Annotated in this window: 7 protein-coding genes; 2 read left to right on the top strand and 5 right to left on the bottom strand. The window is 58.3% G+C overall.

Annotated elements, in window-relative coordinates; genetic code table 11:
• Window positions 1-146 precede the first annotated feature (146 nt).
• Window positions 147-824 (top strand): hypothetical protein, encoded by a 678-nt coding sequence (locus F8N62_RS26025; protein ID WP_150713355.1) that lies wholly within the window; start codon window positions 147-149, stop codon window positions 822-824.
• Between the two features lie 25 nt (window positions 825-849).
• Window positions 850-1,014, top strand: a complete 165-nt coding sequence (locus tag F8N62_RS31595) for a hypothetical protein (protein WP_191632444.1) — start codon at window positions 850-852, stop codon at window positions 1,012-1,014.
• On the opposite strand, the gene recD is transcribed toward F8N62_RS31595, so the two are convergent.
• The 5 genes from recD to F8N62_RS26050 all read right to left on the bottom strand — a co-directional run bounded on the left by recD (window position 1,002) and on the right by F8N62_RS26050 (window position 15,131).
• A complete protein-coding gene (gene recD / locus F8N62_RS26030) occupies window positions 1,002-3,095 on the bottom strand; it encodes an exodeoxyribonuclease V subunit alpha (RefSeq protein ID WP_150713356.1) in 2,094 nt (697 codons plus the stop codon). The genes F8N62_RS31595 and recD overlap by 13 nt on opposite strands.
• A complete protein-coding gene (gene recB / locus F8N62_RS26035) occupies window positions 3,092-6,772 on the bottom strand; it encodes an exodeoxyribonuclease V subunit beta (RefSeq protein WP_150713357.1) in 3,681 nt (1,226 codons plus the stop codon). Before recB ends, recD begins: the two co-directional genes overlap by 4 nt.
• Window positions 6,760-10,245, bottom strand: coding sequence for an exodeoxyribonuclease V subunit gamma (gene recC, locus F8N62_RS26040; RefSeq protein ID WP_150713358.1), 3,486 nt, complete (start codon window positions 10,243-10,245; stop codon window positions 6,760-6,762). Before recC ends, recB begins: the two co-directional genes overlap by 13 nt.
• Window positions 10,246-10,392: 147 nt before the next feature.
• Entirely contained in the window at window positions 10,393-12,096 is a 1,704-nt protein-coding gene (locus F8N62_RS26045; RefSeq protein WP_150713359.1) for a LeoA/HP0731 family dynamin-like GTPase, read from the bottom strand.
• Window positions 12,096-15,131, bottom strand: a complete 3,036-nt coding sequence (locus F8N62_RS26050) for a DUF726 domain-containing protein (protein WP_150713360.1) — start codon at window positions 15,129-15,131, stop codon at window positions 12,096-12,098. The genes F8N62_RS26045 and F8N62_RS26050 overlap by 1 nt, the downstream gene beginning before the upstream one ends.

The raw sequence follows: 15,131 nt of genomic DNA on the forward strand, positions 1-15,131 counted from the left end.
ACCGGCCCCTTTCGACTGCCTCGCCCACGCCAACCTTGCCACGGGCGATCGCCCTCAAAAAAAAGACCGGGCGCTGACGCGTTGCGACATGATCTGTCGCGCCCGGCGATTAAGCTCTGCAGCATTCCCCACGAGAGAACTCGACATTGAATAACTCGCAAGCCCTGAAGCTGGTGGAAACCACGTTCAGCGAAATCCTGAAGGCCAAGAACGTGTCCGACCTGAAACAGATACTGAACTCCGATCCCTTGCTGGAAAAATGGCAAATGGACCGTACCAAGTATCCAGAACTGCAGCTTGAGTTGACGGCCCAGGACATCAGTTCCCTCATGGCCGGTAAGGTCGACAAGGATCTGCGCCTGCATGCCGACCTTAGCGCCCGACTTGAAACGCCCTTGGAAAAACTCCTTTACGCCCTGGTCTGGAAAAACGGCGACCTGCAGAAAGTGGCGCACATCATCAAGGGTGCCGCAGATGTCAGACCAACATCGCTGATTAACGGCCCTGGCCAGGTATTCAGACAATTCGGTCGGCATCTGGCTGATCGCTCGGAATCCATTGTCGATCAGCACGTTCTTCGCGCCTTCGAACTGTATGAACAGATCGATACCCCGGACTCTGCCACGGTCAAAGCCAAACGCAAGAAGATCAACTGGGACAAAGATGTCGCCTGCATCGAACGCTATAAAGGCTGGCTCTCGAAGCACTTTAAAGGGCGTCAGGATTCGGAACCGGGATTCGTGGTGAACATCGACATGGTGCTCTTTGCGCTCGGCCGAGCGGTAAAGACCACCCGCACCCGTGGTAACGGCGAAGACGATTAATCCCACAGTCATTGAGAAAAACGCCATGAAAACCTACCGAGCCTTCATGCAACGTGTGGTCGCGACTGCCGGACCTCAAGCCAACTTCACCATCACGGTTCAGGCGGTGACCTCCTCAATGGCAAAGGTCACCGCTGAAGCGCAGTATCCAGGCTACAAATGCCTGAACGCACCGACTCAGGTGCGTTGAAGTTCGGTCAGTTCGTCTTGCAGTTGCAGTGCCAGGCCGCTGGTGCGCTGCACATTGCGACTCACCGCCCCTTCAAACACACCCGGGCTGGTTTCGACCAGGCTGAACCAATGCCTGGCGCGGGTGATGGCGGTGTACAACAGCTCCTTGGTCAATACAGGGTTCAACGCATCGGGCAACACCAGGGTCGTATGGTTGAACTCCGACCCCTGGGACTTGTGCACCGTCATGGCGAAGACTGTCTCGACCTCCACCAGTCGACTCGGCAGCACGAAACGTACGCCACCACTGCCATCGTTTCGCGGGAAGGCGACACGTAGAACCCGCTCTGCGCAGGGACCTGGTACCCAGAGGGCAATGCCGATGTCACCATTCATCAAGCTAAGGCTGTAATCATTGCGCGTGACCAGTACCGGTCGCCCTTCGTACCAACCCTGATCCCCCGACAACAACTCACAGCGGCGCAGCTCGGCGGCCACTCGCTGGTTCAGCCCCTCGACACCCCACGGGCCGCGACGCAGCGCACAGAGCAGGCGGAATTCATCGAATGCAGTCAATACCTTGCCAGCCCAAACGCCCCAGACGTCGCTGTCCCACGCACTATCGCGCGCAGGCCGCTGGTCTCGTAGCTGCTCAAGGTAATGACGATAACCCGGGGCATCGCCTTTGCCGTTGATAATCAAATGAGTCAGCGCCGCCTCATGCTCGCCGCGCACCTTGAGGTTGAACAGTTGCGGTAATTGCTGGCCGAGCAGCGCTCGTGCTTCAGGGGCGTTTTTCTCATTGACCAGCTTCGCCAGGCGCCCGATCCCTTGCTCGGCGTCGAAGCGTCTGGAGTAACGCAGCATGACGGTTTGCTGGGCCAGTGGATCGCCCGGGCCGACGGCCATTTGCAATCCTGGTGCGCTGATCGTTTCGCCACTGTGGACTTTCAACCAGGCCGTGGTTTGCTCGCTATAGCCGCCGATTTCGGCGTTCCGACAGAGGTCACCCAACACAGAACCGGCATCCACCGACGCCAGCTGATCCTTGTCACCCAACAGAATCAAGCGGGCTTGCGGGGGCAATGCATCGAGCAGGCAAGCCATCATTTCCAGGTCGATCATCGACGCTTCGTCGACCACCAGCACATCCAGCTCCAGCGGTTTATTGCGGTGGTGAATGAAGTTGCGCGAATCCGGTCGGCTGCCCAGCAGGCGGTGCAATGTAGACACATCGGTCGGGATCTCTTCGCGCACGTGGGCGCTGACAGGCAACGCTCTGACGGCCTTGCCAATCGATTCGGACAAGCGTGCAGCCGCCTTGCCAGTGGGCGCGGCAAGCCGGATGCGCAAAGGTTTTCCCTGCTCTACGGCGGGCGTCTGCAGCAGCCCCAGCAAACGCACGACAGAGGTTGTCTTGCCGGTTCCCGGGCCGCCGGTGATGACACTGAAATTGCCTCGTGCCGCCAGCGCGCAGGCAATTTTTTGCCAGTCGCTGCAGCGTTCACCGTTGACCTTGAAGACTTCCGGGAACATCGCATCAAGCCGACTGGACAGACTGACCGGAGTCACCGCATCCACACTCAAGCGACGACCCAATGACTCGGCCACGCTGCGCTCGTAGTTCCAGTATCGACGCAAGTACAGACGCTGCCCCGCCAACACCAATGGCCGCTCAGGGAAGCGCTGTTGCCCGTCCCGGTCTTCCACCATCGGACTCTGGCTCAGCACCTGGCGCCATTGCCCGACGTCCAGGCCCACCAGCCAATGTGACGGAAGCTGGCTGCCCTCCTCGCCGTCAGGCGGCAACGACAATACAAAGTCAGGGGCTTGCAGCGTGGCGGCCAGGTCCAGGCACGAATGCCCACGGCCCAATTGGTGGCTGGTCATAGCGGCGGCCAACAACACACTGGCCCGGGCCTGAGGGTCCTGCTCAAGAATGAAGGAGGCGAATGAGCGATCCAGCGCGCGCAACCAGCCACGGCTCACCCAGTTATCCAATTGATGCACGAGTTCGGCGCCGCTGGCATCACCAACGGACAACGCCGGGTGATCGACAATGCGCTGACTGTTGCTCAGTTGCTTAAGGGTCTGGCTCATGCGCTGGCCTCCGCGTGTTGGCCCATGAAGAGTTGGTCCAGCTGTTCGATCAACTGCCGCGGCGGCCTTTCGAAATGAACGCCTTGTGTCGGTGCCTGATGGCCACGGACGAACAGATACAACGCCCCGCCCATATGCTGTTCGTAGTCATAACCGGGAAGGCGCAACTTGAGCTGGCGATGCAAGGCAAGCAGGTACAGGCATAGCTGCAGGTCGTAACGCTTTTGCAGCATTGTCACCGCCATCGCTTCGGCGTCGTAGGCCTGATCGTTGCTGCCCAGCCAGTTGGATTTGTAGTCCGCCACGTAGTAGCGGCCTTGATGTGCAAACGTCAGGTCGATGAAGCCTTTGAACATGCCGTTCAACTCATTGGCGGCCAGCACAGGACGCGGAGCACCGCCCAAGGTGTATTGCCGCACCAGCGCGTCAAGGCGCTGAACATTCACCGCGCGGCTGGAAAACCAGAACTCCATTTCTACCTGATAGGTGCTCAGGGTCGAGAGTTTGAACTGGGTACCGTTGAATCGCAGTGGCGCATTCAGATAGCTGCCCAGCCAGTCGGACAGAGGCTCGATCCAGGATTCCCAGTCGCGCAAATTGCACCGTCGCGCCACGGTTTCCTGCAGTTTTTCAGGATTACCGCACGCTTTGCCGAACCCTTCGCGCCCGGCCCATTCAAACAAACCGTGAAGGAATGTCCCTGGGTCGGCGCCTCGAGGGAAGCCATGGATTCCGGGACCCGCCGGCACGACTTCGGCTTGGTCCTCCTCTCGCAGATTGGCTTCAATGGCGGTTGCAGGCTCAAGACCGACACCCGGCTCTGCGCCCACCAGGACATTGCCATCCGCGATGGCCAAGGCCGAATAGCTGGCAATCCACCAGTTCGTCGCGAGCGTGTGCAAGGGCCGCAATGCCGGGCCAACCGGCGGCAGAGCTGACGCCTGATGAACCTTGTCGGACGAGACGGGGGCTGGACTCACCGAAATGTCTTTGCAGCCTTCCGCCAACGCCTCGACCAATGCCGGCAGTTGATCCGGCGCTACCTGCTTTTCACCGGCCAACAGGTAACCCAGGCCTGCCTTGTGCAAATCAGTCGACTTGCCCTTGGCATTGCCGATTTTTGCCTGCGCAGCCATGCAAATCCAGGTGGCATAACGGGCTCGAGTCAATGCCACATAGAGCAAACGCATCTCTTCGCCCAAACGCTCAACGTTGGCCAGGCCTCGCGCCGGCTTGGCCTCGTCGCCCTTGACCAGTTCAATCACCAATGCTTGCTGGTCGTCGTGGAACATCGGCGGGGTTTTGCTGTTGCCATCGATCTCCCTGGCACTGCACGCAAACGGCAGCAGCACCAACGGGTATTCCAGCCCCTTGGACTTGTGCACGGTGACGACTTTGATCAGGTCCGAATCGCTTTCCAGCCGCAGTATTTCTTCCTCGCTCTGACCGTCAACCTGCTCGGCCAAGTGGCGGATCAACGCATGCTCGCCATCGAGTTCGGCGGCGCTGCGTTGCAACCATTCGGCCAGATGCAGCAAGTTGGTCAAGCGACGCTCGCCCTGATTTTCAAGGAGCAAACGCGCCGGCACTTTGAACGTGGCCAGTAGCTTTCGAAGCATGGGCAAAACACCCTGTTGCTGCCACAGCGTGCGCATGTCCCGGAACAGCAATACCTGCTGTTCCCAAAACAACTCATCCTGGTTCAACTGCTCCAGCGTCTGCCATGCCAACCCCATGCTGCGGGTCGCCATTGCCGCTCGAACCAGCCGATCGCTGGTCGGTTGAGCGCACGCCCGCAGGATATACAGCAGGTCTTTGGCCTCCTCGCTTTCGAAGACCGAGTCCCTGTCGGAAAGATAAACGCTGGCCAGCTGCCGACGCGCCAAGGCCTTGCGAATGGCTTCCGCCTCCTTGCGGTTGCGCACCAGAATGGCGATATCGGCAGGCCGCAAAGGAACGAGATCGCCATTGCTATTGCGCAAACCGGAACGGGCAGTTGCGGTGGGATCCAGCCAGGCCTGAATCGCCGAGGCCGACGCTTCTGCGGCTTTACGCAAGTACGTGGCGTTATTGATCACGCCATCGGTTTCCAGATGCCAGAACGTCAAGGCCGGTTGGTCTTCACCACTGATCTGGAGCACATCGTCGCGCCCTTTGGCATTGACGCCGATAAACGGCACCGGATTGCCCAGGCCTTCTTGGGCAAACCGAAACGCGCCACGCGGCAGGGCTTCAGCGAACCCGAAACAGTGGTTGGCCGCGGCGACCATCGCCTTGGTGGAGCGATAGTTGGTACCCAGCGTGTAATGACGGCCTGCCGTGGCCTCACGCGCCTGCAGATAGGTGTAAATGTCCGCACCGCGAAAGGAATAGATCGCCTGTTTCGGGTCGCCGATCATGAACAGGCCGCAGTCATCCAGATTGTCGGGAATGCGATAAATGGTTTCGAAAATCCGATATTGAACCGGGTCGGTGTCCTGGAACTCATCGATCAAGGCGACCGGGTACTGGGTGCGGATGGTCTGCGCCAGACGAGGTCCGGACGGGCCTTGCAGCGCTCGGTCGAGACGATTGAGCAAATCATCGAAGCCGATCTGCGCGCGACGCACCTTCTCTGCGTCGAAGGTGAGCTGCACTTCCCGAAGCGCATGCAAGAGCAACTGTGCCCGAACATCAAGGCGCGTGTTCTCATGATCGACCCAGGCATCAATGGCTTGAAAAGCCGGGTGCGGCGTCACCACCCCGCCTTTGTTCAAGCTGAACCGGGTCTGCCCACATTTGCGTACATGAACGGTTGCCGGCGCTCCCTGGCTCCAGGCGGCAAGCCCGGAAAGCATCTGGTCGAACAATTCATCGGTTTTTTTCCCGTACGAACCTCCGTCCAATGCCTTTCGCATTTCTTGCAGCGCCGCCTGCACGCCAGCCAGATCATCCGACCACGCGGCTCTTGCGCGACTTTCCAGGGCAACACATTCGGCCTTCCAATCAATGGGGGCTTGCAACAGAGCATCCAGTCGCGCCGGAGCGGCGATCAGTGCTCCCGCCTGCTGGAACTTGGCGTTTGAACGTGAAAGCAGCGGGCTCAACGCCTTTTGCAGCTCCGCAGGACTTTTGAAGCAGCCAGCGACAACCTTGGCCCGTTCGGCTGGCACCGCGTAAAAGTGCCTGCGCCAGTAATCCCTGATCACCTCCGCCAGCAGCTCGCTCTGGTCGGTTTCCAGTGTTTGAGTAAACAGGCTGCCACTGTCGAACGCGTGCTCACGCAACATCCGATAGCACCAGCCATGGATCGTCGAGACCGCCGCCTCATCCATCCACTCACCCGCCAATTGCAGCCGGCGCGCGCAATCAGGCCATTGCTCGGTGGGGTACTCGGCACGCAGTTCCTCAAGCAACTTGTCATGCTTGCGATCAGGCTCCTGGAAGCACTGCGCCGCTTCGGTCAAGCGCGCACGGATTCGGTCGCGCAGCTCCTGAGTGGCCGCGTCTGTAAAGGTTACTACCAGTATTTGCGGCGGTGTCAGCGGCGTCTTGAAAGCGTTTTCGCCACCGTGTCCCAACACCAGGCGCACATACAACAAAGCGATGGTGAAGGTTTTGCCCGTACCCGCACTCGCCTCGATCAATCGGCTGCCATGCAAGGGAAAGTCGAGGGGGTTGAGATTTACTGGCTGCATTGGTCGCTCCCTGCGCGGCTCGGAGAAAGGTGGTTGAACAACCCGCCGTACAAAACTTCAGCCCATTTCGGGAATACCTTGGCGGCGCACAGCGAGTCAAAATCGGGATAAGCCCGTCGTAGCGGAAATGATCGCTTCGCCTCTCCGGGGTCCTGATAATTGTTGCCTTCATACTTTTCACGAGCCTTGTCGAGTGCAGTGTCCGACGCTTGCCCACCGCCTTCCAGCCAGGCAAATGCACTTTTACAGGCGACCGGCAATGGTTCGCGCATACCCGCCACCCAAGCGTTGAGTAGCGACTGCAACTGCTCCTGCGCCTGTTTTGCAGACAATGGCCGAAACACCACATCGCCGTTCAAACTGACCAGAACCGTGGTGCAGCGCTGATCGTTCAACTGCAACGCCAGATGCCGCACCCAAGGTCGGACCAGGTTATGCCACTCGAAACGGTCCTTTCGGATCAGCTTCTTGCTGTCCAGTTGCAAGTACGCTCGCTCACCTTGCGAATTACGACGAATGCCGCCCAGCCAGTCATGCAACCCCGGGGTCGATGTGTTTGCAGCGATCGTTGCCGCGGTCTGGCCCTCCTCGATCTCGGGCCACGCCTGCAACTGCGCGTGGTAACGCGCCAGCATATCGGGCAGCGGTTCAGCCAGTGACGCTGCGCTCAACGCCCCGAACCCGCCCATCGGCAACTTGCCTTCGCGCTGCAAGCGCTGAACGTGCAGATCAAGCTCAGCCATTGCGCCTTCAGGCTGATAGTCCTCCTCAACCCAACGCTTGAGCGCCTGGCTGAGCCTGTCCTGGTGCTGCCAATTCTCAAGGTTGTCGAGCTGAAAGGTTTCGTCGTCGCGGCTGATCAATTCGTTATTGTCGAATTTGACCTTGAGCCGTTGCTGGAAGAATGCTCCGACGGGATCACGGACAAACCCGTCCAGTTGCCGCAGGGTCAATGGCGTGTCTTGAACCCACTCAGGCAGCAGGCTGGCCGCTGGTTGTTCGGTCCGGGACTCATGCACCTCGCGCCACTCATGTGAGTAGGTGAACAGCCCGTCGGGCCCGGGCTGGTCGGCAAAGTAGGCAGGGCTGAAAGGCTGTAGCGGATGCTCCTGAGTCAGGGCATGCAGCAGCGACTCGGGCGTCGCCGTTGACTGCGCCAACTGCCAGCCACTGGCCAGGTGATCACGCAGTTGGCCGATCAGAACAGAAGGCACTCGCTCACTGTTGTCGCGGATGTTGCGGCCCACCCAGCTGACGTACAGCTGTTCCCGGGCAGACAACAGCGCCTCAAGCAACAAGTAGCGGTCATCTTCGCGTCGCGAGCGATCGCCCGGACGATAATCGTTGCGCATCAGGTCAAAATCGACAGGCGATTGTTGGCGTGGATAGTCGCCATCGTTCATCCCCAGCAGGCACACCACCTTGAATGGAATCGCCCGCATCGGCATCAGCGTGCAGAAGTTCACCGCCCCCGCCAGAAACCGCTGCGACAACCCGCCCTCTTCAATCCCCGAAAGCCAGGCTTCATGCATCACGCTCAACGGCAGTGGTTCACTGAACTGTGCGGCCTCGCAGGTGCGCAACCAGTCATCGAGCAGCTTGAGTAATTGGTTGACCAGCAATTCTTCGGCATCACCCACCGGGCGGAAGAACACCTTCAACAGCGATTGCAGGCGCTCGGCCCACAGCACAGGTGTGGCCGGTTGTTGCAGGTCCCTGCGGGCAATGTCCAGGTGGTCAAGCAAGGTCAACAAAGGCCCTGCCAGTGCCGCTTCCAGTCCGGACACCTCATCGTAGGGCTCGATGCCATTGAACTCAGGACCCTGGCCGGCAGCGTAGCCCAGCAGCATGCGGCGCATACCGAAGCGCCAGGTGTTTTGCTCCAGGCCCGCGGGCATATCCAGGCTCTCGCGCTGCCCGGCATCGAGCCCCCACCGCACACCGGCACCATCAATCCAGCGCTGCAAGATCGGCACATCGGCTTCGGCGATACCGAAGCGCGCACGCAGCGCCGGTACATCCAGCAGGTCGAGAATGTCGCTGACGGCGAAGCGGCTATGGGGCAGTTTGAGCAGGTGTTCGAGCGCGATCAGCAATGGCTGGCGCCCGCGCTGCCCCTGGTCGGCCAGGGTAAAGGGAAGATAACGGGGATCATGACGCGGCACCTGACCGAACACGGCTTCGATGTGGGGTGCGTAGGCATTGATGTCCGGCACCATCACAATCACATCACGCGGGCTTAGCTGCGGATTGGCACTGAAGCGAGCGAGCAACTGGTCGTGCAGCACTTCCACTTCACGCTGCGCACTGTGGACCACGTGAAACCGTACCGAACGATCCTGTGCCACATCGACAGGGGCCCATACCTCGCGGGTTTCAGCCAAAGGACGCAATTCAAGAATGTCGCTTTGCAATTGGCCCAGCAGGCTTGAAGGTGGCTCGTCATTGAACAGATCGATACGCCCGCCGTTCAGGCCTTCGAACAGGTGTCGATAACTCGCCGGCTCGTCATAGTGGTCGAGCAGATTGATGTAGTCGCGACCTTGCTTGCCCCACGCGGCGAGTAACGGCTGGCCATGTTGGCTCGCCGTCATCGAAGCACTTCTGTTTGGCTGACGGCGATAGGCATGGCCGAGCAAGTCCTTGTCAGCGACGATATCGCCCCAATGGTGACGACAAGGGTTGTGCACGCACAGCAACACCTGACTGTAGCGCGAGAGTATGGCCAAAGCTTCCAAAACCTGTGCCGGCATGGATGAAATGCCAAATACCACCACACGCCGAGGCAACCCGGCCGGGGCCTGCCCTGCTTCACGCAGGTGTGCGACAAAGCGCTTGTGAACACCGGCGCGACTCTGTTCAAGCGCACCCTCGCCAACGTCCGCCAACACTTCACGCCATAGCTGCGCCTGCCAGAGGTTGTCGGGCTCGAGTGGCTTCACACCGCCCTTGATGTGTTTGAGCTGATCCCGCCCGGCCGCCCAGTCTTCCAGCCAATCGGCACGATAGACCTGGTATTGATCGAACAGGTCCGCCAGCCGCTCACAAAGCTGGTAGAGCTTGCGCTGATCATCGTCGTCCTGAAGGAAACGCTGCAAGCTGCTGAAATCGGGTTTGCCCAGCAATTGAGGCAGCAAGCGCATGAGGCGCCAGCTCAGTGCGGTCTTGTCCAGTGGCGAGGACTCAGGTGTCGTCTCAGCCCCCAATACAGACCGATACGCCTGCCACAGAAACCGCGCAGGTAGTTGCACATCCAACGCTGCTGCAATTCCGCAGCCACCGTTATGAGGATCTTCGGCCAGCGCCAGCTTCAACCATTGAGCAATGCCGTTGCTGTGCACCAGCACCACTTCATTTTCCAGCGGGGCCAACGGGTAGCGCTGCATCCAGTTCACCGCCAGCTCACGCAAATCATCCAGACGATTGCCATGAATGATCATGAAGCCAGGCTTCAACGAATCCGCATCCTGCATAAACGCTTCCCTCAGGTTTGAACGGGCAGCTCCGCGGTACAGAGCAGCAAAAGGCCATCACTTTAAAACGATAGGGATATGCGCCGCCAGCACGAAGCACCTTCGGCGCCCCCCCTTCCCAGCACCTGTTTCAGAGCCTCACGGCATTCAATTCAGCACCTTGAATTCCGCATCGATGGTTTCTGCCTCAATACGCCACGCCTGAAAACGTTGCTGGCGTTCGTTGCTCTCTTTCAGGCTGTTCTGGAGCGTGGCGACGCTGTCTTTCAGTTCCAGATACTTGCCGAAGAACTGCTCTTTGAATTCTTCGGCGTCGATCAAACCGATTAGCTCCTTACGCTGCTTCTCGAAATCTTCAACCATCTTCGCGATTGAGAGACGGAACGCCTCTTCCCGCTTGTATTGCTCCCAGCTGTCCCAGGCTTCAATGGCGACGCCAACGAAGGCCAGCGCACCGTTGGCACCTTTGGCGAAATTCACCGCGCCCCAGGGTTTGAATTTCAGCAGTGAGCCAAGCTCCATGCCTACCATCTTGCCAGCGCTGACGAGGGTGTCGCGGGCGGCCAATACGGTGGTGTTGTTGATCACGTTGCCTTTAAGCAGGTGATTGACACCCTGCTTGCCGAATGCACGGACGTTGGTGTTGAAATGGTTGATTTCGGTATCGAAGCCAAGCTGCATCTTCGCCACGTCAAGGGTGATGGACTCGGTCTGGCGGCTGAACTCGTTCTGTAAACGCCTGGTCAGAACGATGCCTTCGGCGCCGATTTCGCGCTCGAAAAAGTCGCCGAACGTCTCCAGGCTGCTGCCCTTGGCTTGCATGATCAGATCAGTGAAATAGCGCACTACGAAGGAACTCAAACTTCTGCGCACCGCTTCAATTTCAAGTCCGGTCTTTTCCAACTGGCCTTCAGAGCGGCTTTTCAGCTCGCGCAATTTGCTCACTTCCTGCGAGATTTTCTGATCGTTTTCGATGGCCACCGGCAGCTGTTTATTTAGCACATCACGAATCACGCTATTGTGCACTTCGCCTGCCAGCGCGGCACTTCCGCCGTTGTTCTGGATTTTGCTGGTGGTTGCCGATTGCAGGCTGGCGATATGGGATAGCGTTTTGAACTGGCCGATATTGGCCAGCCAATGATCAAAACCCAGATCAAATGGATTGGCCGCCACAGCCACGATGGACAGCTGGGCAACTTCCGCTTCGCTCAGCCCGACCAACTCGCGCAGGCGACCAGTGACGTTAGTACATTTCACCGCCAGGTTGGTCTGGTAGTCCTGCTCGTCTTCGACGTCGGCCACTTCATCGAAACGGCTGAGGACGAATACCGTGCGCGGCAGCAGGTCCAAAGTACGGAACAACCACACCAGATCACCTTGGTGGCTCTCCTTGATCGGGTTGGTGGAGTTCATTACGTAGAGCACCAGATGGGCTTCGCTGACGTATTTCCTGGTGATGTCTTTGTACTTTTCGACGGCGTTGGTTTCGGCATTCACCTGTTCCTTGAAGCCGAACAACCCCGGGGTGTCGATCAATACAAAGTCGTCACCCACTTCGTACACCTTCACCTCATTAGACGACTCCTGGTGGCTGATTTTCATGCTGGATGTATCCAGCTTTTCCATCCAGGCTGCAGCGATAGACGTCTTGCCTTCGGAGAACCCGCCAATCAGCGCCACTTTGAGTTTTTCGCCGGCCACGCTATCGATAGCGGTTTGCAGTTTGCTTTTCAACGCAGGGTCTACCAGTACCCCGGCTGCTTCGCCTTGATCAAGAAACCTGAGCAGTTTGCCGAGCAGCTCTACCGAGCGCGCTTGCTGAGCCTTGAATGTATCGAGGGTATGTTCCATCAAAGGGTTCCTGCATTGTCGATTTGGCGGGAGAGGGTACTAAGCTGATCGGTCGACTGGCCCAGCAGTTGTACCAGGCCGGCAGTCTGTTTGATCGGGGCCTCGAGTGCCTGGTCCAGCACACGGATTTTTTTCTCCATGTCCGCCAAGGCCGTTTTCAAACCATCGTGCAGCAAGGTGCGTAATTGACCGGTGACTTCGCGCAGGTTGCTATCGACGGCCTCGCGTTGCTGGGACTTCTTGTAGTCGGAACTGAACGCGCCTCTTACGGCCTTGTACGTGGATATAACAAGCCCGGCGAGTGCGGGGGCAAGTACCAATAAGGTGGCTCCGCCAGTAAAAATCGCGGCGGCAATAGTGCCGGCCACGCCAAGCAGCAAACTGCCGACCTTGATACCGTTGTCGATTTCTATCTTGAGATCAAACCTGGTGTGCAGACTGGTTTTGCCGAGTGTGGCGTAGATGCCAGTCAGTTCGCGGGCCTGCGCCTCAAAGCGGATAAGAATATCTTCGGCTTCCTTCTGGAAGCGCTCGACTTCTTTGGCAATGGCGACCGGTAGCTGATCGCTCAATTGCTTTTGCTGGGCCTCGATGGCATTCCTGAACGCTTGCTTGAATTCATCGTTGCTGATGTCGGCATCAATGCGTTCGTACATGACGCTTCGCACGTCACTGACAAACTGATCGATCTCGGTTTCACCGGCTGTTTCCACACGTTTTTTCAAGGATGTGAAACTACCCTTCAGTTGCACCTGGGCACTCTGGCCGTCCAGGCGCAGATTTTCCAGCAACTGGCTGAACCTCGCTTTCAGAGCGTCCAGAGCGCTGACCGTGTGGTCCAGCGCATCCTTGGCCTTATGGAAGTTGGCCCGGGTGATCTTGGCTTCGCTGCCAGCGAGCAGATTGGCGTTGAGCAGGTACAAGAATCCGCGCAACCGGGTTTTTTCCAGCAGTTCTTCGGGTTGGAAGTCTGCAAGTATTTTGCTGCGCTTGGTGGCGTTCTGCGAGTTCGGCGCAAAGTGTTCGGTGGCGGCCAAAAACGCAGGTAGCGCTGAGAGCGAGAACACGTTGCGGTAGTGGTCTCCAAGCTGCATGCGCATCTTCTCGTTCAGCCCTTCCAGGCTCAGGGCTTCATCTTCGGAAATTAATGGACGGTCTATAAGCGAGTGTTTTGGGTTTTGGATTTTCTTGTTGAAAATCGTCCAGACCTCGGTTTGCGCGCCCAAGTGTTCCTTGATTTTTTCCAGCGTGCCCTTACGTTGCTCGTCACCTGTTTGCGGGGGTGCCGCCTGGTTGGTTACGTAAAGCACAGCATGAGCGGTTTGCACGGCTCTCTCGATCTGGCTGACGACTAACCCTTCGCTACCTTCGATACCGGGTACATCCAGCAAGGCGAACGGCTGGCCGTTCAGTGTGAGGTCGTAGCGCTGGGTTTTGCGGGTGAAATCGGGACGACCATCGCCAATGATTTCCCCATCGGCCAGGGATTGCAGCTTCTCAAGGTCACTGTCACTAACAAGCAGTTGGTCTGCCTGTTGTTGCGCAAGCGCGTGCCTGCCCTGCTCCGCCTCGCTGTGTTGCACGCGCAAGGGTCCGATGGCGCTATCGCGCGCAGTAACAACGTGGGGCAACTGCTGCTCGGCGAGGACCAGTTGCGCTTCCTCTGGCATCTTTTTGAATACACGGATCAGCTTCTGCCACAGCGAGGCGGTTTCTTTGCGCTCGGCAATCAAGGCTCTGAGGCCGGTAATGGCGTTCAAGGCATCGCTGTGCAATTGGTCATGGTGCTCAGTCGTGGCATGGAGCTGTTGCGCAAGTTCGCCAAGCTTGACGTCGGTCTGTTCAATGGCCTGTTGCAGGCGCTGCAGATTCGCTTCGCCAAGCCCGTATTTGTTGTGCAAGTCGCGGAACGCCTGTTGATGCGCCATCTTGGTGGGCTCTTGCAACAGAATGCGCAGAGTTTCAATCAGCGTCGACTTGCCGGCACCGGTTTCGCCATACACCGCAATGGTGAAAGTTTTCCACTCGGCGTTTTCTTGCAGTTCCTTAAGTTGCGTCCGCAACGTTGCTTGCTGTTCGTTCAGCAGCCCACGCGCGTCTTGTTGCGCCAGATCCAGTGCAGGGTCGGTCGACGGGGTGTTCAGTGACAGGGCGATACGCGCCAGCTCATCATTGATTCGTTGGTAAATGTCGTCTGGCGTTCTGAGTTCGAGCGTCACGGTGTCTACTTCCTGGAGCGGTGTCGGTGAAGGCTCAGGGGCGGAAGTGTCGAACACCTCCTCCAGAACCTCGACATCCTTTTCTTGCCGGGCCGCCTGGAACCGCACATGGGTCAGCACCTGGGGTAGCTTTTTCCAGTAATCCCCGTGGCCGAAGTCGGTGATTTCGATGTTCTCGAAGTGCTCGACCTGATTGCGACCCAGGCAAGTCTCGCCGGCATTCATCAGCAGGGTCCAATCTGATTTGGAGTAGGCGTTGATCAGCCGACCTTTGAGCACACTGCGCAGGCGTTGCGCCTCCTGCGGCTCGACCGTTGCTGCAGCCGCCATCAGCAACACATCGTTGACCACAAGCCGATGACCCGGCCCGGCGCACAATTTTTTCAGGCAGCTGATAACAAGACGCCCACCGAGCGAGTGGCCGATCAGGTTGATGGTATTGATGCCCAGGTGATTATTGCGCAGGTGTTCGCTGAGTTGTTCGAGCAGCGATTCGCCCATCTCTTCGGCGCGCGAGCGTATTTGCCAGAAATGCGCGCCACGATCCACAGCAGCCACTGCGGCAGTGATCGGCAAGGACACGCCACTTGACGCTTTGAGTAGGGTTTTTGACGTTTGATTGAAACGGGCAAAGTGGCTAGACGGCCAGAAGGCGAAAATATTCGTATGGTGGCGGATAGATTCAGGAATGCTCGCCAGTAAAGTTTGCCGGTCTTCAACGTTGTGGCCGGCGCTGTAACCGTGGATGAAGATGTTCGCTTCGTTCGATCCGCGACTTTCGTTTGGAAGGCTGCTGAATGTAAACAATTTGCTCAT

This window comes from Pseudomonas fluorescens, from assembly GCF_902497785.1.
GTDB classification, from domain to species: domain Bacteria; phylum Pseudomonadota; class Gammaproteobacteria; order Pseudomonadales; family Pseudomonadaceae; genus Aquipseudomonas; species Aquipseudomonas fluorescens_BO.

Bases quoted from the DNA above. Each gene is read 5' to 3' on its own strand.
- F8N62_RS26045 (WP_150713359.1), bottom strand. From the start codon at position 12,096: ATGGAACATACCCTCGATACATTCAAGGCTCAGCAAGCGCGCTCGGTA.
- F8N62_RS31595 (WP_191632444.1), top strand. From the start codon at position 850: ATGAAAACCTACCGAGCCTTCATGCAACGTGTGGTCGCGACTGCCGGA.
- F8N62_RS26050 (WP_150713360.1), bottom strand. From the start codon at position 15,131: ATGAGCAAATTGTTTACATTCAGCAGCCTTCCAAACGAAAGTCGCGGA.
- recC (WP_150713358.1), bottom strand. From the start codon at position 10,245: ATGCAGGATGCGGATTCGTTGAAGCCTGGCTTCATGATCATTCATGGC.
- recB (WP_150713357.1), bottom strand. From the start codon at position 6,772: ATGCAGCCAGTAAATCTCAACCCCCTCGACTTTCCCTTGCATGGCAGC.
- recD (WP_150713356.1), bottom strand. From the start codon at position 3,095: ATGAGCCAGACCCTTAAGCAACTGAGCAACAGTCAGCGCATTGTCGAT.